Source organism: Rothia mucilaginosa, assembly GCF_964210535.1.
Classification (GTDB): domain Bacteria; phylum Actinomycetota; class Actinomycetes; order Actinomycetales; family Micrococcaceae; genus Rothia; species Rothia mucilaginosa_F.
This window is the reverse complement of record NZ_CAXOMR010000019.1, coordinates 23,057-42,411: the sequence shown is the minus strand read 5'-3', so window position 1 is coordinate 42,411 and position 19,355 is coordinate 23,057. Positions and strand designations below refer to the sequence as shown.

Below are 19,355 nucleotides of genomic sequence, written 5' to 3'. Positions count from 1 at the left end.
ATGGTTAAGCCGCGAACCTCAGAGGAGGTTCAGGCGGGGTGAGATTAGAAGTTGCCCAGCATCTTGGTGACGTCCAGAGCCGCATCCAGCTGCTCCTCAGTCACTTCGCCGCGCTCCACATAGCCCAGAGCCACAACTGCCTCACGGACAGTCACCTTGTGAGCCACCGAGTACTTAGCGATCTTCGCAGCAGCCTCGTAACCAATCAGCTTGTTCAGCGGGGTCACGGTCGACGGCGAAGCCTCAGCCAGGAAGCGGCAACGGTCAACGTTAGCGGTCAGACCGTCAATCATCTTCTCCGCCGAAACACGGGAAACGTTAGCGAGCAGGCGGATCGACTGCAGCAGGTTAGCAGCCATCACCGGGATACCCACGTTCAGCTCAAACGCGCCGTTAGTGGAAGACAGAGCAATGGTTGCGTCGTTACCGATGACCTGAGCGGCAACCATGATGGTAGCCTCACAAATCACGGGGTTGACCTTACCGGGCATAATCGAGGAGCCGGGCTGCAGATCGGGGATGTGTAGCTCGCCCAGGCCGGTGTTCGGACCCGAACCCATCCAGCGGATGTCGTTGCTGATCTTCATCAGACCGTACGCCAGGGTGCGCAGCTGACCGGAAACCTCAATCAGGCCGTCACGGTTAGCCTGAGCCTCGAAGTGGTTACGAGCCTCGGTCAGGGGCAGGCCAGTCTCCTCAGCGAGCAGCTCAATCACGCGAGCGGAGAAGCCGTCCGGGGTGTTAATGCCGGTACCCACAGCGGTACCGCCCAGGGGAACCTCAGCCACGCGAGGCAGGGAAGCGTTCACACGCTCAATGCCGTAACGTACGGTTGCGGCGTAGCCGGAGAACTCCTGGCCCAGGGTGATGGGGGTTGCGTCCATCAGGTGGGTACGACCGGACTTCACAACGTCCTTGAACTCTGCGGACTTGCGCTCCAGGGACTCAGCGAGCACCTCGAGAGCGGGAATCAGGTCCTTCACCAGAGCCTCGGTCACAGCAACGTGCACGGAGGTGGGGAAGACGTCGTTGGAGGACTGGGAAGCGTTCACGTGGTCATTGGGGTGAACCTCAATGCCCTTGGACTCTAGGGAACGGGTTGCCAGGGTTGCCAGAACCTCATTCGCGTTCATGTTCGAGGAGGTACCGGAACCGGTCTGGAAGACGTCAATGGGGAAGTGGGCGTCGTACTTACCGGTTGCTACCAGATCCGCTGCGTCGCGGATAGCCTGGGCGCGCTCAGCGTCGAGCACCTTGAGTTCCTCATTGGCGGTCGCGGCTGCCTTCTTCACGAGGGCAAGCGCACGAATATGGGCGGATTCGAGGGTCTGACCCGAAATCGGGAAGTTCTCGACTGCGCGCTGGGTCTGTGCACGGTAGAGTGCATCAGCCGGAACGCGAACTTCGCCCATGGTGTCATGTTCAATGCGGTATTCAATGTTTTCAGCCATATCTCTAGGATAGGCGTTCAAAGTGGCTTACGTCGCCTCGAAAAGGTGTCAAAAGAGGAAAAACGCTCATAAATTTTGCGGCGTGAGAAGGCGTGTAAAACCCCCGCCCCGGTAGATGTGCGAACACGCTACCGTGGCGGGGGTATCCCATAGAAAAATCTGTTGTTAAGTGCGAGCATGTGGGTTCTCGCGCTAAGGCTCGTAATGAGCGGAGAAGAGGAAACCTAGTCCAGGTTCTCCGCAACCACAACGCGCGGGGGAGTCTTCACGACCACCGGAAGCGTCTGAGTCGGCGGGTTCTGCGCGTCGTTCTTCTCCTCCGGCAGGGTCAGATCCTGCGAACTGAACACCAGCTCCGCCTTACCCTCCTTCAGATGGTAGAAGACACCAATCACGGCGACCTTACCCTCAACCACCGCATCCGAAATGATGTGGGACTGCTCAATAATGCGGATAGCGGTCTGACGGGTGTGCTCACGCACCATGTCGTTGACGGTCGGGTTCTCCGGCAGCTTCGGGGACATTGCCGAAGGCAGGATGTGCTGCACCAGGTTACGGATGAAGCCGTGCGGCATCTCGCCGGACTCCAGGGCCTTGCTCGCCGCGGTCACAGCACCGCAGGAGTCGTGACCGAGAACCATCACGATGGGGGTCTCAAACTCCTCAACCGCGTACTCCAACGAGCCGAGCGCCGCGTTCTCCAGCACATGACCGGCGGTACGCACCACGAACGCATCGCCCAGACCCAGGTCAAAAATAATCTCCGCCGCCAGGCGAGAGTCACCGCAACCGAAAATCGAGGCGAACGGGAACTGACCCGATGCAAGGTCGGTACGACGAATCGTGTCCTGGTTGGGGTGCTCGTTGCTACCCTCAACAAAACGGCGGTTACCGTCCTTCAGACGCTTCCATGCTTCTGCGGGAGTAGGTTGGATGCCAGCCATATGATGCTCCTTAGCGGACAAATACAGATAACGCGTGCCGTCGGAGCTAGCGAATCTGCGAACGGGTATGTGGGGCTTCAGACGCTCGTGCTGAAGCTCAGCTCCTTGCCGGGAGCCTCCCGGAGAAAGAACCTACCTCAAATATGCCTTAAATATGCGAAAAATAGCTAGTTTGGCACGCCTTCACAGCACCCAAAATCAGCGCCTCAGAGCGTATGAAGTGCCGAAGAGAGACGCAGCCCTCACCGATTTGCCGCATCTGCTCACCTTAAAGTCAACACGCACGCAAACTCGTTCAGAACAAGAAAAACGAAGCCTGAGCGCGCTATCCTGAAAGGAGCACTACTGCGTCGGCGACTTCGTGCTGGAAAGAACCAGCCAGCCGACAGTGTATTCAGAAATCTCGAAGGTGAGTCTATGACTACGAACAACAATCACGGCGATCGCAACCTCGCAATGGAACTGGTCCGCGCGACTGAAGCAGCAGCAATTGCTGCAGGCCCCTGGGTTGGCGCAGGCGAAAAGAACCTCGCAGATGGTGCAGCCGTAGACGCAATGCGCTACCGCCTCTCCACCGTCAACTTCAACGGCACCGTCGTCATCGGTGAAGGCGAGAAGGACAAGGCTCCCATGCTGTACAACGGCGAGAACGTCGGCGACGGCTCCGGCCCCTCCCTCGACGTTGCGGTTGACCCCATCGACGGTACCCGCCTGACCGCACTCGGCATGGACAACGCCCTCTCCGTGATTGCTGTGGCAGACGGCGGCACCATGTTCGACCCCTCCGCAGTGTTCTACATGGAGAAGCTGGTCACCGGCCCCGAGGCTGCAGAATTCGTCGACCTGCGCCTGCCCGTCAAGCAGAACCTGCACCTGGTCGCTAAGGCTAAGGGCAAGAAGGTCAGCGAGCTGACCGTCTGCGTGCTGGACCGCCCCCGCCACGCCAAGCTCATCCAGGAGATTCGCGAGGCAGGCGCCCGTACCCGCATCATCCTCGACGGTGACGTCGCAGGCGCTATCGCAGCTTGCCGCGAGAACACCGGCGTTGACCTCATGCTCGGCACCGGCGGCACCCCGGAAGGTGTCGTCGCAGCGTGCGCTATCAAGGCAACCGGTGGCGTGATTCAGGGCCGCCTGGCACCGACCGACGAGGCAGAGCGCGAAAAGGCACTGGAAGCCGGTCACGACCTGGAGCGCGTGCTGACCACCAACGACCTGGTCACCAGCGACAACTGCTTCTTCGCCGCAACCGGTATCACCGACGGTAAGCTGCTGCGCGGCGTGCGCTACAGCAAGAACGTTGTGACCACCCAGTCGCTGGTCATGCGTTCCTCCTCGGGCACCGTGCGTACCGTTGAGGCTGAGCACCGCCTCTCCCGTCTGCGCGAGATTCTCTCGCACACCAAGAGCCCCGGCGAAGCATAAGCCATTGAGGTAGCCCCCCAAACATAAAGGAGCCGCCCCCAACCGAATCACTCGGTCGGGGGCGGCTCCCTTTGTGTATATAGCTCGTATATTTAGCTTTTAGCTCTCAGGACCTACCCAGAGCGGGGCGCTTGGAGTTCTTTAGCGAGAGCGGAAGGACTGAACCTTTGCCTTCGCCTTCGACACTGCATCGCGAACAGCCGGGCGAGCCTTGTACGCCAGCGTGTAGGCACGGTAACCCAGCGAGGACACCGGAACATCCCAGGTGCCCGGGTACTCCACCGACTCGCCACCGAAGGACTTCTTGAACTTCGTGAAACCAGCCCACTCGTGGTCCGGCTGGTCCTCCGGCGCAATACCGAAGAGGTCAACGTACTTCAAGCCCTTACGCTTAGCATCCAGAATGAAGTTCGTAACCACCGGAATGCCTGCGGACAGGCGACGATGCTCGAAAGAAGCCGCCGCGTGCGCGTAGGTGCGGGTATCGTCCGAGTCGTATACGAACGCCGCCGCAATCGGAGTGCTCTCACCGTTCTTGTCGGTCAGCTTCGCAATGTAGAGCGACGCCGCGCCGGCGGGCATCAGCACGCGAGCCACCTGCATCAGGTAGTCATCCTGCTGACGGTTGAAGCCGTTACGATCTGCGGTCTCCTCGAGGAAGCCGAAGAGAATCGACAAATCCTCAGGATTCGTCGACACCTCAATGGTCACTCCCTTCTTGTGGATGTTGCGGTGCAGGTTGCGGTTATTGGACTTCATGCCCTTGAGGATCTCGTCCTCAGAGCCCGAAAGGTCAATAATCTGAGTGTGCGAAGGCTGCACCTGGCGAGGAGCCAGAACCGCACCACGACGAGCCAAGAAAGCAGCTGCATCCTGGTCACCCCAGATAGCGGACTGGGTAGGCTCAATGCGCACAAACAGGCAACGATGCTTCGCAGCCTCTTCCTTCAACGAGGCGAGAGCCTCATCAAAAGCCACAGCGCTAGAAGCGACCGGTCCGTACGGGCTGTACAGGTAGCGGCCGGTAGCGCCGCCCTCAACGGTCGCAAGGTACGACCAGCCGTTACCGCTCTTACGGATCACGGTGTGACCATTAGATTCCTGAAAACGTGCCCAAATATCGGACTGAAGAATATTGCTCATCCTTCTAGTGTATCCGAGCTTAGGGAACGTAAGCCTGGGGCTCCGACGACGCTTCGGGAGCAGGAACGGGGCGGGGTGCGGAGGAGCTTTCCTCCGCCTCGCGCTCAGCGGCTGCCTTAGCCTTCGCCTCGGCAACGCGGGTGCGCAGAGCCGCGCCCTTGTCCATCGCGGTCTGGCGCAGATCCTGCGAGAATTCACGCAGGTCAGAGTGGACCTGCTGAGCGAATGAGTCAGTGCCCGAACCCAGAATACGCAGGGCCAGCAGACCCGCATTGCGCGCGCCGTTAATGGAGACGGTAGCTACCGGAACACCGGCGGGCATCTGGACAATCGACAGCAGCGAGTCCATACCCTCGAGGTTCTTCAGGCGTACCGGAACACCAATCACGGGCAGTGCGGTCACGGATGCGAGCATGCCGGGCAGGTGAGCGGCACCGCCGGCGCCAGCAATAATCACGCGGATACCGCGGCTGTGAGCCTTCTTGCCGTACTCAATCATGTCCTCGGGCATGCGGTGCGCCGAGACGACATCAGCCTCGTAGGGGATGCCGAACTCGTCCAGAACCTCGGCTGCGGCCTCCATGACCGACCAGTCCGAATCCGAACCCATCACAATGCCAACAATGGGCTGGGAAGAATCATAGGGAGACTGAGACATAATCCTCATATCCTTTCAGGATGCGGTGGCGAACCACCATCAATAGGGTGCGTCGGATACGCAGGATGCTCTCACCCCACGCACCGGCTAAAAATAGGGCTACAGGGGGCGGCCGTCACGCAAAATGGAGGCGGCATTCGCGGCGCTGTGACGCAGTGCCTCAAGCTCAGCCACCGTGCCAGTAATATTCACGTGACCAATCTTGCGGCCCGGGCGGGTTTCCTTGCCGTAGAAGTGAATCTTCGCGCGCGGTTCAGCCGAAAGTGCCAGCGGGTAGACACCGAAAATGTCTTCGTTCTCGCCGCCCAGGTAGTTCTTCATCACGGCAACACCCTCCAGTACGGAGGTGTCACCCAACGGCAAATCCAGGACAGCACGCAGATGTTGCTCAAACTGGCTGGTCACCGAGCCGTCCTGAGTCCAGTGGCCGGTATTGTGCGGGCGCATTGCCAGCTCGTTGATGTAGAAGCCTGCGGGGGAGCCGGGAACCTCAAAAAGCTCAGCCGCCATCACGCCGGTGACGCCCAGCTCGGAGGCAATAGTTACCGCAGCGGCTGCGGCAGCCTCAGCGATCTCGGGGTCCAGGTTCTGCGCGGGGGCAATGACCTCGTCACAGATGGAGTTCACCTGAATGGTCTCAACGACCGGCCAGGGGCGCACCTCGCCGCTTTCACGGCGAGCAACCAGCGCGGAAAGTTCACGAGTGAAAGGCACCTTCTCCTCGGCAAGCAGAGCGGAGAAATCAGTGCGGGAAGGCAACTGCTCGAACCATTCGGCGCTGCGCTCGCGAGCCTCGGCGGGAGAATCCAGAACGAGAACACCCTTGCCGTCGTAGCCGCCGCGCGGGGTCTTCAGCACCACGGGCCAGCCGATTTCATCGCCGAAGGCGAGCAGCTCATCCAGGGTAGAAACCTGAGCCCAGCGCGGGTTAGGCAGGCCCAGACGCTCAACAGCCTTGCGCATCAGGAGCTTGTCCTGAGCGTACTGCAGAGCCTCCGGGTGGGGTTGTACATTCACGCCCTCCGCCATGAGGGCGCGCAGAAATTCGGTGGGCACATGCTCATGGTCGAAAGTGATGACATCCTTGCCGCGAGCAAATTCGCGGAGGGTGTCCAGGTCCTTGTAGTCCCCGACGGGTGCGGTACGTACCGCTGCCACGGCGCCGACGGTGGGCGCCTCCGCAAGAATCTGCAGGTCGAGGCCAAGGTTAGTTGCTGCGGGTGCCATCATGCGGGCCAGCTGGCCTCCGCCGATGACGCCAATTACGGGTCCAGTCACAGGGTAAGTCACAGCACCTAAGTGTACCGGGTTCGGAGTGCTTATGGGAGCAAGACCACATTAAGGTCACAGAATGGGTGCCAGAGAGGTGAAACAATCCAGCGCATAGATTCTTGCGCGATTGATATAACGCGGCGGATACGCGGTAAAGCCCTCAAGCTTGCCTCTTCGGCATCATCAGGGGCGAGGTGAACGGAGGCGTCCCGATAGCTGGGAGGTCTGTGGAAAAACTCTCAAAGGTACAAACAACGCACCGGGACTGTATTAACATATAAGAGCTTGTAAAAGAGGCTGAAGCATCACGCAGTGACAACGTAACCAACGCTCACCGTCGCAGCATCGGCACTTTTTCCCGAATAAAACCTCGCTAGATAGGCCCCGCATGAGCGCACAGACGAAACCGACCCTTACCGAACGCTTGAAATCTCTCTGGGACAGCTACGGTATTGAGGTGCTCAAATTCGGTACCGTGGGCGGCGCCGCCTTCATCGTCAACTCTGTGACGGTGTGGGTGCTGATGATGACCATCATGTCGGAGTCCCACACCAAGGCGAAGGTTGTTGCAAGTATTGTTGCGACCATCTTCTCCTGGCTCATGAACCGCCTGTGGACTTTCCGTGACTCCCGCTCCGAGAACTGGAAGCGCGAAGCTATCGAATTCGGCTTGGTCAACCTGCTCGGCATCCTCGTTGAAGCCGGCTGTGTGGCGTTCAGTACGTACGTGCTGAACCTGCGCACCCCCGAGGCGTCCTTCATCTCCGGTACGATCATCGGTACCATCCTGGGCACCATCCTTCGCTACTTCCTCTACCGCTTCTGGGTGTACGGTTCGCACCGCCAGAAGGTCGAAGAGGGCGAAGGCACCGACCATGAAGAGCTCGGCCGCATGTTCGACGAGGCCGCCGCCATTCTCGACGGCGAAGAGCCTGCAGCACGTAAGGCAACCTCTGAATCGGCTGCATCCGAGGCGCAGTCGAAGCCTGGTTCGCAGAACTCCTAAGCTCCTCGGGTTGAGCTCCTCTGACCGTAGAAGCAGCTTAGTTAGAACGTGGTATAACGATTCATCCCCCGACACGAACGGTGTCGGGGGATGAATCGTTTAAAGACCTATATGTTTGTTCGCGCTCCGTGTGATTGGTAGCCTTCCACGCGATTTTTCAGGCAACAGGAGAGGGGCGCTATGCGCGGGAAATCTCCACCGCACGCTCGGCAACCATCAAAGACGCCAGCTGCTCATCCTGCCAGTCCACGCTCGGGTCAGCCACAAACACCGCATGACCGGAGAGCAAAATCGCCAGCACCTCCAACAGGGCGCTCATGGTCGCCTCCGACGCATCAAAAGCGTAATCGGGGCTCAACTCCAGCGCGAGCGCACGCTGACCCGAAGGCAGCGCATAACCCGCCGTGTGATAAATCTGTGCCTGTGCAAGCGCCTGCTCGTACGCCTCCGCGTAGGTGAAGCCCTCAAGCACCTCTGCCGAGTCATCCGGAAGCATACCGGAGTACTGGTCGCCGAAGCTACGCACCAGCGCGCAATAATCGAGCACCTCATCAGCGTAGGATGACAGCGCCTGCAAGTCCCCGGTGTAGGAAAGCGCCAGCGGGGCACGATCAACCGCCACAAGGTACGCGGGGTCGTTCGTGTAGCCAGCCTCCTGCTCGGTGCAGACTGCGGCAACCAGCGGCTCATCCTGGTTCAGTAGCGCACCAACTCGCAGCGCCGCCAAACCCAGAACAATAGTGCGCCAGTGCAGGGGCGCCTGAAGATCAAAACCCTCGCCGGGCTCCAGCTCGCATTCTTCAACCAGCAGGTTTGCGCTCTTATCAACCCAATTCATCAGAACCCTGCCGGAGAGTTCGATGCGCTCGCCGTTTGCCGAATACCAGATGAGCGCGGGGGTCTGCTGGCTGCTGAGCTTCTCAAAGAAGCGGTTCAGAGTTGTGGGCACGGAGGCGCCGGTGGGGGAGAGAGTAACCATGGGTTTCACTCTACCGCACCGTGTGGTGGGGGCGCGTGGAGAAGCCGACGCGGGAGTAAAAGATACAGGGGTAAAGTAAAAATGCCTAAGGATGCCTTGAAAAATCTAATGGCTCAAAATGTTTGACAGCCCTAATGTCTCATTTTGGAATGCGGCATAAATATAAATTGGAAATGTAAATGGTTCGCAATGCCTCGAAAAATATTCAGAAACCGCATGGTGAAAAAGATAAGTTTTTCTTATCTAATTATTAGAATCTTTCCCCTTACTTGAGATGGGGCGTGTGGGATGGTCGTCATGAACCCTTATATTTGCAGTCAGGATGCGGAATTTGCGGGCGATGGAAACCAGCCCTGGAGAAGGGAAAACCTGGGTGTCCCTTAGGTGTGAGCGAGGGCAAGTGGTGCGTGGGAAAATATATAAAGGTCAAATTTACATTAAATATGACGCCCCTAACACATACATCTAAATATTGTTTAAGTCTAGTTTGACGAAACGGCGTGTCGCACGTCTAATAGATATATAAGCGTGTTTGCCTTGGAGGGACCGTAGAGGCCAAAGCGAACCATGCCACACCATACACACTAAGATTCCGTCCACGACGGATCCGCAGACTCATTAAGCTCACAATGAGAACACGGAAGGAAAACCCATGGGCTCCTACATTGCATCGGACCGCTCCATCGCGGCCGCGCGCGCATCAGGCGCTCAGCACCGTAGCATGAATCCCACTCAATCTCTCGAAAAAGCCACCGACGCCTTTCTCGCAGACGCAGAACGAAACATGCCTGCCTGCACCGACGTATGGACCGCAGCGGCAGGACTCTACGGAACCGAAGGCGAAGACGGAGAACTCGCCTGGCAAGCTGAAGCGCTCTGCGCCCAAACCGATCCTGAAGCCTTCTTCCCCGAGAAGGGCGGCTCCACCCGAGACGCCAAAAGGGTATGCGGTGTATGCCCCGTGCGCGAAGAATGTCTACAATATGCAATGGACAATGACGAGCGCTTCGGAATCTGGGGCGGCCTGTCAGAACGTGAACGCCGCCGACTGCGCAAGCAGGCGAACTAAGCCAGGAAGGTACCATCCACATGCAGACCGCACGACTGTGCTCCCGCCAAACCTGCCAGCGAGAGGCGACTGTTACTCTCCACTACTCCTACGCAGATTCCACGGCACTCATTGACGCGCTCTCTGAATTTCGCGAACCCCACGCCTACGACCTCTGCGACAACCACGCCGCACGACTGACGGCACCGCAGGGTTGGCGAGTGGTCTACAAGGTACCCGTCCAGGGTGCGGACACCACCGAATCCTAGAATTCGAACCCAAGATTTAAACACCCGAATGCAAAGAACCTTCCGTGAATTCACACGGAAGGTTCTTTGCGTATGAGAAACTGGCAGATAGTACAGACACCCGCAACTCACTCAAACACCATTCACTCGAAGAAGAACGCGAGATCAATGAGCAAAGAAACACACCGAGGAATGTGGGGCGCACTGCGCCCGGCCATCCGCAGCAATAGCGCCGAAGAACTTCTCAAGGCCCGCCGCGCAGAGACCGTCACCAGTGAACCGGCGCCGCACACCGGCGCATTCGGCCGCATCGCAGCAGACGTACCCACCGTCGCTGAAGAACCCGACCTGCCCACCGGTTCCGTACCCGTCGTCCCGGCGCGCAGCAAACTCCGTGAGCAGGGCGTCGGCACCCGCGTGCGCACCCGCACCAACGTCTCCACCGGCTTCGTGCCCCTCGTCCGCGATTCGAAGAGCACCCCCAAAAACCCGACCCTCAGCGACCTCAACCGCGAAACCATGCAGCGCGCCGCCGAAGCAGAAGCCGCAGCAGCAGAAGCCGAAAAAGCCGCTGAAGCAGAACCCGTCGCTACCGCGGAGGCGGCAAGCGCCTCCACCGCCGGACGCAAGTACCGCACCGAAACCACCCGTACCGGCCACACCCAGGCAGTTGCAGACCCCAACGCACCGCTGTCCTCCCTGGCTGCCTCGCCCGAGGCCGCTGAACGCGCCGCAGCCCGTGAAGACGCCGTGGAAGACACCCCGCGTTTCCTCAAGCTTCGCGCAACCCTCATCGCGCTCACCGTACCGCTGACCGTACTCATGATCGCGATTCGTGCCGTTGCTTCCGCGCCCTTCCTCTGGCTCGAATACCACCGCCCCGGATTCCCCGAAGACAGCTACGGCTACTACCTCATCGAGAGAATGCGCCTGGGCTCCTACGGCGTGGACTACATCAACAACTTCGCGCCGCGAGAATACCTCGCCCGTCTCACCACCGGCGCTGACAATACCCTCGCCTTCACCGAAGCAGAAGTGAACCACATGCACGACGTGAAGTGGGTGTTGCTTATCGCCACCGTTGCCGTTGCCGCACTCTTCCTCGTGACGCTCTTCAGCAGCATCTCCCTGCGCGAGCGTGCCCCCGGAACCATTCGCCGTAGCCTCTTCGCCGGCACCTGGATTACCCTGGGCCTTATCGTGGTGCTCGGCGTGGTGGGCGCCTTCGGTTGGGAATGGCTGTTCACCACCTTCCACCAGGTGTTCTTCCCGCAGGGCAACTGGGAGTTCTCCGTGCGAAGCTCCCTGATTCGCCTCTACCCTCCGCAGTTCTGGATCGACGCGGCAATCGCCGTAGCGGTCCTCGTGGCAGCGCAGATTACCCTCCTGCTCGTGACCACCTGGCCCACCAAATACCGCAAGCTCAAGGCAGAACGCCGCCGCCAGGAACGCCAGGAACTGCGCGTCAAGCTCGCCTCCGCACGAGTCGGCGAGAACTAAAAATCATCAGCTGATTCACCGCGCAAACCAGCGTGGAAAGGGCACAGCAAAGGGGGCTGGGCTCTACCCATACGGTAGAACCCAGCCCCCTTCGCTATACCCAAGCTCGCATCGCTCGCGCCTCAACCCGAGCCTAAAACCCGGCTCTAAAACCCGAGGCTAGATTCCGAGCCTAAATCCAGGACTTAAACCACATGTGCGAATACCACTGTTCATACGGAATCACCTGAGCAGTCCACAGCGGCATAAAGTACGCGCTCAACACCAGCACGCCGACCAGGTAAATCGCCACCAGCGTCACGCCCAAACGAGCACGCAACACCGAACCGCGAGCACCCGACAGCACCAGACCTAAAGTACCCGCCAACAGCAGAATCAGGAACGGCTCAAAGGACAGCGCGTAGAAGTAGAACATCGTGCGGGTCGGGTACATAAACCACGGGAAATAGCCCGCACCGAACACAACCAGCAATGCACCAAAACGCCAATCCCGCTTCAGCAACAGAACCAGAAGCGCCACAATAATCGCCGGAATAAAAGCCCACCAAATAGCCGGGTTACCGATATTCAAAATAGCCTCAGAACAGGACTTCACGGTACAACCCGAAGAACCCAGCTTCGGCGATTCATAGTAGTACGAGGTCGGGCGGCCCAAAACCAGCCACTGCCACGCCTGCGAAGAATACGTGTGCGGGCTGCTCAAACCAGAATGGAACTTAAACGCCGACACATGGTACTCCCACAGAGAACGCAGATCCTCAGGAAGCCACATAACACCCTTGCCCGGGTTCTCAACAGCCCAACGGCGGAAATACGCATTCGACGACTGGAACCAGCCCGCCCAAGTGCTCAGATACACCAGCAGACCCACACCAATCATCTGGAAGAACGCGGGGATGCCGTCACGCACCAGCGCCGTCAAACCCCACTTGTCCAGGCCCACAATACGGCGAGCATTAATATCCCAGAACACCGTCAGCAGACCCATCGCCGCAATAAAGAACAGCGAATTCCACTTCACACCCACCGCGGCACCGGCGCACACACCGGCAGCAAAACGCCACAGGCGCAGACCCATACTCGGGCCCCACGGCATCGGCGGAAGCACACCGCTATTCTGACGTGCCGCCTCCGCAATATTGCGCGCCAACACGCGCCGCGCCTGAATACGATCAAGCACCAGGCACACAAAAGTCGCCAGAATCCAGAACATCTGGAAAATATCCAGCAGAGCCAGGCGAGACTCCACCAGCATCAGACCATCCACCGCAGCCAGCAGTGCCGCAATAGTCGCCACCGTCATCGAACGGAACAGCAACCAGCCAGCATACGCAATCAACGCCACCGACAGGGTGCCAATCATCGCAGCAGAAACACGCCAACCAAAGGGATTATTATCACCAAAAATCGCCATGCCCGCGGCAATCATCCACTTACCCAACGGCGGATGCACCACATACTCCGGTGAATCCGTCAACAGACCCGACGGATGACCCGCCGCAAAAGACGCATTAGCGTCCTTCGACCAGCTCAACTCATAGCCGTAATGCACATACGAGTAGGCATCCTTGGCGTAGTAGGTCTCATCAAAAACAATGGCATTCGGATGCGCCAAATTATAAAAACGCAGAATACCGGCAACCAGCACAATCAGTGCGGGCGCCAGCCAACCCCAACGCGGGGCACGAATATAGGCAACAGCGAGCGCATCCAGCAGAGAATCGAGGCCGTAACGACCGCGTTCAGACGAAGAACGGGTCAAATCGGCCGGACCAACCGGAGCGGCAGATGCGGGAGAAAGTAGCTTAGGTATCTTCACCCCATCAATCCTAAAGGGTCAGAACGCACGATGCACCATTTCAGCCCGTGAACGGCTTATATGAAGCACCCTGAACCTGCGCCTGACGCAGCGCCCCGCCCGGCAAGATCACCCGGCGCCGGACAGAGCGCGGGCGTTACACTTAGTGGGTACACGAAGACCAGACACAGACACGAGGCCTGCCATGACCGCACCCGCAGAATACACCGAAGAAACCACCGACCCCTCAGAAACGGTCGAGGCACCCCAGGCTGACACCGCTGACCCTGCTGTCACCTCCGAAGAAGGCGGCGTGCTCATCCTCGGCGGCACCCCCATCGGCAACCTCGCTGACGCCTCCGACCGACTGCGCTCAGCCCTCGCCACCGCAGACCTCATCGCCGTTGAAGATACCCGCAAGCTACGCACCCTCGCCTCCGGCCTTGGCGTGCGCACTCGCGGCCGCGTCATCGTCAACCACGACCACAACGAATCCGAACGCAGCGAAACCATCGTGCAGGCGGTACAGGACGGCCAGCGCGTGCTGTTGCTCTCGGATGCGGGCATGCCCACCATCTCCGACCCCGGCTATGTTGCCGCCGCAGCCGTCGCGGAAGCCGACCTGCCTGTCACCGTGGTGCCCGGCCCCTCCGCCGCGTTGACCGCGCTCGCGCTCTCCGGCCTGCCCACCGGACGATTCACCTTCGAAGGCTTCCTCGCCCGCAAGGGCTCCGAGCGTTCGCGCCGCCTCGCCTCGCTGGTGGGGGAGGAGCGCACCATGATTTTCTACGAATCCCCGCACCGCACCGCCGCAACCCTTGCTGACTTCGTGCAGATCTTCGGCGCTGACCGCCGCGGAACGGTCAGCCGTGAGCTAACTAAGCTTCACGAAGAGGTTCGACGCGGTACCCTGGCTGAGCTTGCCGAATGGGCTGACTCTGAACGCGTCCGAGGCGAAATCGTCATTATTGTTGAGGGCACACAAGCCCCCGAAACCCCCGAAGCGCGGGACGTCGTGCAGCTAGTCCTCGACCGTGTGGCTGGCGGCGAGCGCCTCAAGAGCGCCTGCGCCGCGGTCGCTGCCGAGACCGGCACCTCCAAGCGTGACCTGTACGAGGCAGCCCTGGCTGCCCGCTCCGAATAACCCAAAACACCCGCAGTTTTATCCCGAGGATTTATCAATGTGTCAGAGCCATCCCGGTCCTGAAATCACCCAGGAGTACCTGAACTCCCTCGCCGCCCTGGCGAACTACACCCTGCCCACCCCCGCGGCACTCCAGGCGACCGCCCTGCCTAACGGCTGGGAGTCGGTGCCCGGTGAAGTACCCGCACCCTATAAGGCGGAACTCTACACCGGCATCAGCGACGCCGAAGGCGGAGAGGGAACCCGCCGCCGCTCCACCACCGGTGAGAACGGTCGTAGCCGCAACCTGGTCTTCCCGCCCGCCCCCGAGCCGCTGCCGTACCCGATTGTGGATAACCACACCCACATGGACCTGCTCGACGGCGAAGTAGAAATCAGCGCCCGCGATGCGCTCGATGCCGGTGAGAAGCTCGGCATCGGCGCCATCGTGCAGGTCGGATGCGATATCCCCTCCTCCCTCTACGCCGTGGCCGCCGCCCAGGCTGACGAGCGTGTGCTGGCCGCCGTCGCCATTCACCCGAACACCGCCCCCGAGCTGGCTGCAGCCGGACAGTTGGAGGCGGCGATCGCCACCCTCGACGAGCTTGCCACCGCCGACCGCGTGCGCGCCATCGGTGAGACCGGCCTGGACTACTTCCGCACCGGAGATGAGGGTAAGGAAGCACAGCACTACAGCTTCCGCGAGCATATTCGCATTGCGAAGAAGCACAACCTGGCGCTGCAGATTCACGACCGTGATGCGCATGAGGACGTTGTGCGGATCCTGGATGAAGAGGGTGCGCCGGAACGTACCGTGTTCCACTGCTATTCGGGTGGCCCGGAGCTTGCGGCGATCTGCAATGAGCGTGGCTGGTATATGAGCTTTGCCGGCACGGTGACTTTCAAGAATTCGAAGGGTATTCAGGAGTCGTTGGCGATGGCTCGCCCGGAGCTGATGTTGGCTGAGACGGATGCACCGTTCTTGACTCCGCATCCGTTCCGTGGCCGCCCGAATGCGTCCTACATGACAAATTACACGGTACGTTTTATGGCGGCTCACCGCGGTGAGGAGCTGGAGATGCTCTGCCGCCGTATTCGTGAGAATTCGGAGCGGGTTTACGGTCAGTGGTAGGCGCGTACAGCCTGTAGCTGATAGCTACTCTGGGTCGCCCACTCCGGCTGAGCGTGGTTGCATGCTTAGCCACGTGAAGATGTGGGAGGACTTCGTCGCATCGGATGCTGACTGGGCTCTGATTGCTGAGGATGACATCCTTACTTCTCCGGATGCCGAGGCGGTAGTGGACGCAATCATCACCAAGTTCCCGCAGGTTCAGCTGGTGAACCTGTGCGATGCGTACTCGTTCAAGGCAGGCACCATGAACCCGCGCCTGGGCGTGGGGAAGTAAGTAAGCCTCTTTAAGAAAGCCTCTCTTTGTCATATATGTATGGCAGGGAGGGGCTTTTTTGTTGCCGTTTTCAGCTCTAGCTGGGGAGGGCGCACGTAACGTGCGAGACATAACAAGGGGCTGCACGCCAATTCCCGGGTACTATCTTCACATGAGTGATAGGGTATTTCTATACATACAATTCATCACTCACTGACTAGGCAATTTGTTATCGTGCGCGCATATTTTCGGCGTGCTTTGTGTTTGTCGGTGCCAAGTCAATACTCGGCACTCATGCATGGCTTCTGTCGTTTCAGATCAGGACTGTATGGGTGCGCCACAGCAAAGGGAAATTCATGACAAAAATTCTGAAATACGTTCTGGGACTGGACGGCGCTAACCGGTTTGATTCTTTCTTCTCGGTGGGGGCACCCGCTCAAGGTTTTCAGCGTTATTCTGCGGTGGATAACCGTGATGATCACGTCACTGATGCACAATTCGATAGCAAGCTGTTCTTGACTCGTTACGGTAAAGAGCCGAGGCCTGCCGAAAAGGGTTGCGCTTTGAGCCACTACCACATGTGGAAGGACTTCCTCGCTTCAGATGCCGACTGGGCTTTGCTGGCAGAGGACGATGTCCTCATTTCCCCTGACCTGCAGCCTGTAGTGGAGAGGATTATCGAAAAGTATCCTCACGTGCAGATGGTTAACCTGGGCGATATCTACGCTTCTGAAGCTGGCAAGCTCAACCCGCAGGTTGATTACCCCCGTCTTTCGTTGCTTTCTCCTTTTGTGTACGGCAAGTACCGTATGGGTCGTGCCTATGGTTCAAAGCCTCTGTACGGTGCAGCCTTGTATCTTCTTTCGCGTTCTGGAGCTGAACGACTCGTAGAATGTTATGGCGAGACGGTTCCCGGCGTTGTTGCTGATGATTATTCTCTCTACCGAGAATGGGGAGTGGACATATATTTGGTGCAGCCCGGCCTGTGCGGTTGGGAGGGCACCAGCCTCATTCAAACTTCTGGCGTTCGTCACTTGGAAAGTCTCAAGAGCACGCAGCATGGCACCGGTTTTATCGACCGGGTGCGCATCGCCCTGGCGCCGAAGAAGCGTATTGCGAACGCGAAGAATATTCTGGATGCCACTCTCGAAGATGTGAAGCAGCGTCTAGGACGATAATCCAGAGGCGGTAACCCACAGATGGATTGGGGTACTGTCATCACATAAAAATGTGAATACGTGGATCTTCTGCCCTGTCATTTATCCCCTCCCTATCGTGTACATACGGTAGGGAGGGGATTGCTTTTGCTGTGCATCAGTACGACGTAGGCTATGTCGCGTCTTAACCTGCAGACACCTGAGATTGGTGCATGGTGAATGATAGAATTCTTTCTACGTTGCACTGTAGTGTGCGTATTTATCACATGCTCAATAGTCAGACTCCCTGCCACTTACGCACCGATTTTCAAGATTGATGAACTTTTTGTCGTGCAGGCGGTCTGATGTTCTGAAAGCTCGCCATTAACCGGCGCAATCTTCTGTCGCTGAGGTTTTCTGAGTGAGCTATTGAAGGGAAAAACATGGCAAAGATTCTGAAGTATGTTCTGGGCCTGGATGATGCGAACCGTTTCGATTCGTTCTATTCTGTGGGCGCGCCGGCGCAGGGTTTTGTCCGTTATTCTGCGGTGGATAACCGCGATAATCACGTCGCGGATGAAGAGTTTGATGTTGAGCTTTTCCGCAGCCGTTGGCATCGTGATCCTAGCCCCGCTGAAAAGGGTTGCATGCTCAGCCATGTGAATATGTGGCGCGACTTTATTGCAAGTGACGCCGATTGGGCTCTGATTGCTGAGGACGACATCCTGATTTCTCCGGATGCTGAGGCAGTGGTGAACGCAATCATTACGAAGTACCCGCAGGTGCAGGTGGTGAACCTCTGCGATTCTTTTGCGAATGATGCCGGCAAGCTGAACCCGCAGGTGGAGTACATTCGTCTGTCTCTGCTGTCTCCTTTTGTGCACGGTAAGTACCGTATGGGTAAGCCGTACGGTACCTGGCCTTTGGTTTGCACCGGCCTGTACCTGATTTCCCGTTCGGGTGCCGAGCTGCTGCTCAAGCAGTTTGAGGATAAAGCTCCGGGTACTGTGGCTGATGATTATAGGCTGTACCAGCAGTGGGGTGTGGATGTGCGTTTTGTGCAGCCTGGCCTGTGCGGCTGGGAGGGCAGTAGCGTCATCCTGGAATCCGGCAAGCGTCATCTGGACAAGGTGAATAGCCTCCAGCACGGCACCGGTCCCCTGGACCGGGTGCGTATTGCTTTGGCACCGAAGAAGCGTATTACAAATGCTAAGATCGCACTGGAAGCCACTCTTGATGAGGTAAAGCAGCGTTTCTCGCGGTAACCTAAACTGTAACCTCCCACCATCCACCTATGTGAAGGAACGCTGTGAACGATCTGCCTCTGCTCGGCCCTGCTGAGATTCGTGAGCTTGCCGAGATGCTCGGTATTCGTCCGACGAAGACTCTTGGGCAGAACTTTGTGATTGACCCCAATACGATTCGTCGTATTGTCAACGCGGCAGAGATTTCACCGGAGGAGACGGTGTTGGAGGTTGGCCCGGGTTTGGGTTCGTTGACCCTCGGCATCCTGGATGCTGCGAAGGATATGGTTGCGGTTGAGATTGACCCGCCGCTGGCGCAGCAGCTTCCGCACACGATTGAGAAGTTCCGCCCCGAGAAGGCGGGCGATATTGACGTGGTGCTTATGGATGCACTGAAGGTCACCGAGCTGCCTCGCACTCCGGATGCTCTGGTGGCGAACCTGCCCTATAACGTGGCGGTTCCGGTGCTTCTGCACCTGTTTGCGCAGTTCCCGAGCATCCGTCACGCCCTGGTGATGGTTCAGGACGAGGTTGCTGACCGTCTTTCGGCGACCCCGGGTTCGAAGATTTACGGTGTGCCCTCGGTGAAGGCTAATTGGTACGCCGAGGTGTACAAGGCGGGCGTCATCGGCAAGAACGTGTTCTGGCCTGCCCCGAAGATTAACTCGGGCCTGGTGGGTTTCCGCATGCGCGAGGAGCCGCTCTCGACCGTTGACCGCGACCTGGTGTTCACGATTATTGATGCGGCATTCGCTCAGCGCCGTAAGACTCTGCGCGCCGCGCTGAGCTCCTGGGCGGGCTCGGGCGCGCGTGCGGAGCAGATTCTGACGGCGGCAGGTATCGCTCCGACCGAACGCGGTGAGAAGCTGGATATTCACGGCTTTATCCGCATTGCGGAGGCTTCGCTGACTGTCCCGGCGGAGCCTGCTGCGGAGTAGCTTCTACCTGCTCTGAATTTTTCACTGACGTTCTCACGCGAGTTCCCGCGCGAAAGG

At 58.7% G+C, this 19,355-nt stretch carries 18 protein-coding genes; 11 read left to right on the top strand and 7 right to left on the bottom strand.

Translation table 11 applies throughout. The features are described from left to right. Positions 1–44: 44 nt before the first annotated feature. Positions 45–1,451, bottom strand: a complete 1,407-nt coding sequence (locus tag AB8C10_RS07065; RefSeq protein WP_049338717.1) for a class II fumarate hydratase — start codon at positions 1,449–1,451, stop codon at positions 45–47. Positions 1,452–1,675: 224 nt separating this feature from the next. After that, entirely contained in the window at positions 1,676–2,395 is a 720-nt protein-coding gene (locus AB8C10_RS07060; protein WP_368867314.1) for a carbonic anhydrase, read from the bottom strand. Between the two features lie 417 nt (positions 2,396–2,812). Between AB8C10_RS07060 and glpX the strand changes: the two genes are divergently transcribed. After that, positions 2,813–3,820: a class II fructose-bisphosphatase gene (gene glpX, locus AB8C10_RS07055; protein WP_314657936.1), complete on the top strand. Its 1,008-nt coding sequence runs from the start codon at positions 2,813–2,815 to the stop codon at positions 3,818–3,820. A 141-nt stretch (positions 3,821–3,961) separates the two neighbouring features. On the opposite strand, the gene AB8C10_RS07050 is transcribed toward glpX, so the two are convergent. The 3 genes from AB8C10_RS07050 to AB8C10_RS07040 all read right to left on the bottom strand — a co-directional run bounded on the left by AB8C10_RS07050 (position 3,962) and on the right by AB8C10_RS07040 (position 6,911). After that, a complete protein-coding gene (locus AB8C10_RS07050; protein WP_368867313.1) occupies positions 3,962–4,963 on the bottom strand; it encodes a lipid II:glycine glycyltransferase FemX in 1,002 nt (333 codons plus the stop codon). A gap of 19 nt (positions 4,964–4,982) precedes the next feature. After that, on the bottom strand, positions 4,983–5,621 hold the full coding sequence (purE, locus tag AB8C10_RS07045; RefSeq protein WP_368867312.1) for a 5-(carboxyamino)imidazole ribonucleotide mutase: 639 nt from the start codon (positions 5,619–5,621) through the stop codon (positions 4,983–4,985). A 99-nt stretch (positions 5,622–5,720) separates the two neighbouring features. Further along, complete coding sequence (locus AB8C10_RS07040; RefSeq protein WP_368867311.1) at positions 5,721–6,911, bottom strand: 5-(carboxyamino)imidazole ribonucleotide synthase; 1,191 nt, start codon at positions 6,909–6,911, stop codon at positions 5,721–5,723. Positions 6,912–7,281: 370 nt separating this feature from the next. Between AB8C10_RS07040 and AB8C10_RS07035 the strand changes: the two genes are divergently transcribed. Continuing rightward, on the top strand, positions 7,282–7,899 hold the full coding sequence (locus AB8C10_RS07035; RefSeq protein WP_294627628.1) for a GtrA family protein: 618 nt from the start codon (positions 7,282–7,284) through the stop codon (positions 7,897–7,899). Between the two features lie 178 nt (positions 7,900–8,077). Here AB8C10_RS07035 and AB8C10_RS07030 read toward each other — a convergent pair whose 3' ends face one another. Continuing rightward, on the bottom strand, positions 8,078–8,878 hold the full coding sequence (locus AB8C10_RS07030; protein ID WP_368867310.1) for a TIGR03089 family protein: 801 nt from the start codon (positions 8,876–8,878) through the stop codon (positions 8,078–8,080). Between the two features lie 652 nt (positions 8,879–9,530). Between AB8C10_RS07030 and AB8C10_RS07025 the strand changes: the two genes are divergently transcribed. The 3 genes from AB8C10_RS07025 to AB8C10_RS07015 all read left to right on the top strand — a co-directional run bounded on the left by AB8C10_RS07025 (position 9,531) and on the right by AB8C10_RS07015 (position 11,674). Then, positions 9,531–9,947 carry a WhiB family transcriptional regulator gene (locus tag AB8C10_RS07025; RefSeq protein WP_368867309.1) on the top strand — a complete coding sequence of 139 codons (417 nt, stop codon included), beginning with the start codon at positions 9,531–9,533 and terminating at the stop codon, positions 9,945–9,947. A 20-nt stretch (positions 9,948–9,967) separates the two neighbouring features. Then, a complete protein-coding gene (locus tag AB8C10_RS07020; protein ID WP_368867308.1) occupies positions 9,968–10,195 on the top strand; it encodes a DUF3499 family protein in 228 nt (75 codons plus the stop codon). Between the two features lie 147 nt (positions 10,196–10,342). Further along, on the top strand, positions 10,343–11,674 hold the full coding sequence (locus tag AB8C10_RS07015) for a TIGR01906 family membrane protein (RefSeq protein WP_368867307.1): 1,332 nt from the start codon (positions 10,343–10,345) through the stop codon (positions 11,672–11,674). 172 nt (positions 11,675–11,846) lie between these two features. Here AB8C10_RS07015 and AB8C10_RS07010 read toward each other — a convergent pair whose 3' ends face one another. Next, a complete protein-coding gene (locus AB8C10_RS07010; RefSeq protein WP_368867306.1) occupies positions 11,847–13,493 on the bottom strand; it encodes a dolichyl-phosphate-mannose--protein mannosyltransferase in 1,647 nt (548 codons plus the stop codon). A 184-nt stretch (positions 13,494–13,677) separates the two neighbouring features. Here AB8C10_RS07010 and rsmI point away from each other — a divergent pair, with 184 nt between their 5' ends. The 6 genes from rsmI (at position 13,678) to rsmA (ending at position 19,298) form a co-directional block, all read left to right on the top strand. Next, positions 13,678–14,616, top strand: a complete 939-nt coding sequence (gene rsmI, locus AB8C10_RS07005; RefSeq protein WP_368867305.1) for a 16S rRNA (cytidine(1402)-2'-O)-methyltransferase — start codon at positions 13,678–13,680, stop codon at positions 14,614–14,616. Between the two features lie 37 nt (positions 14,617–14,653). Further along, positions 14,654–15,727: a TatD family hydrolase gene (locus AB8C10_RS07000; RefSeq protein WP_368867304.1), complete on the top strand. Its 1,074-nt coding sequence runs from the start codon at positions 14,654–14,656 to the stop codon at positions 15,725–15,727. Next, complete coding sequence (locus AB8C10_RS06995; RefSeq protein ID WP_368867303.1) at positions 15,660–16,001, top strand: glycosyltransferase family 25 protein; 342 nt, start codon at positions 15,660–15,662, stop codon at positions 15,999–16,001. The genes AB8C10_RS07000 and AB8C10_RS06995 overlap by 68 nt, the downstream gene beginning before the upstream one ends. Positions 16,002–16,336: 335 nt before the next feature. Beyond that, positions 16,337–17,158 carry a glycosyltransferase family 25 protein gene (locus AB8C10_RS06990; protein ID WP_368867302.1) on the top strand — a complete coding sequence of 274 codons (822 nt, stop codon included), beginning with the start codon at positions 16,337–16,339 and terminating at the stop codon, positions 17,156–17,158. Between the two features lie 401 nt (positions 17,159–17,559). Beyond that, positions 17,560–18,381: a glycosyltransferase family 25 protein gene (locus AB8C10_RS06985; protein ID WP_368867301.1), complete on the top strand. Its 822-nt coding sequence runs from the start codon at positions 17,560–17,562 to the stop codon at positions 18,379–18,381. Positions 18,382–18,425: 44 nt separating this feature from the next. Then, positions 18,426–19,298: a 16S rRNA (adenine(1518)-N(6)/adenine(1519)-N(6))-dimethyltransferase RsmA gene (gene rsmA, locus AB8C10_RS06980; RefSeq protein WP_368867300.1), complete on the top strand. Its 873-nt coding sequence runs from the start codon at positions 18,426–18,428 to the stop codon at positions 19,296–19,298. Positions 19,299–19,355: the final 57 nt, after the last annotated feature.

Bases quoted from the DNA above. Each gene is read 5' to 3' on its own strand.
- AB8C10_RS07065 (WP_049338717.1), bottom strand. From the start codon at position 1,451: ATGGCTGAAAACATTGAATACCGCATTGAACATGACACCATGGGCGAA.
- AB8C10_RS07060 (WP_368867314.1), bottom strand. From the start codon at position 2,395: ATGGCTGGCATCCAACCTACTCCCGCAGAAGCATGGAAGCGTCTGAAG.
- glpX (WP_314657936.1), top strand. From the start codon at position 2,813: ATGACTACGAACAACAATCACGGCGATCGCAACCTCGCAATGGAACTG.
- AB8C10_RS07050 (WP_368867313.1), bottom strand. From the start codon at position 4,963: ATGAGCAATATTCTTCAGTCCGATATTTGGGCACGTTTTCAGGAATCT.
- purE (WP_368867312.1), bottom strand. From the start codon at position 5,621: ATGTCTCAGTCTCCCTATGATTCTTCCCAGCCCATTGTTGGCATTGTG.
- AB8C10_RS07035 (WP_294627628.1), top strand. From the start codon at position 7,282: ATGAGCGCACAGACGAAACCGACCCTTACCGAACGCTTGAAATCTCTC.
- AB8C10_RS07030 (WP_368867310.1), bottom strand. From the start codon at position 8,878: ATGGTTACTCTCTCCCCCACCGGCGCCTCCGTGCCCACAACTCTGAAC.
- AB8C10_RS07025 (WP_368867309.1), top strand. From the start codon at position 9,531: ATGGGCTCCTACATTGCATCGGACCGCTCCATCGCGGCCGCGCGCGCA.
- AB8C10_RS07020 (WP_368867308.1), top strand. From the start codon at position 9,968: ATGCAGACCGCACGACTGTGCTCCCGCCAAACCTGCCAGCGAGAGGCG.
- AB8C10_RS07015 (WP_368867307.1), top strand. From the start codon at position 10,343: ATGAGCAAAGAAACACACCGAGGAATGTGGGGCGCACTGCGCCCGGCC.
- rsmI (WP_368867305.1), top strand. From the start codon at position 13,678: ATGACCGCACCCGCAGAATACACCGAAGAAACCACCGACCCCTCAGAA.
- AB8C10_RS07000 (WP_368867304.1), top strand. From the start codon at position 14,654: ATGTGTCAGAGCCATCCCGGTCCTGAAATCACCCAGGAGTACCTGAAC.
- AB8C10_RS06990 (WP_368867302.1), top strand. From the start codon at position 16,337: ATGACAAAAATTCTGAAATACGTTCTGGGACTGGACGGCGCTAACCGG.
- AB8C10_RS06985 (WP_368867301.1), top strand. From the start codon at position 17,560: ATGGCAAAGATTCTGAAGTATGTTCTGGGCCTGGATGATGCGAACCGT.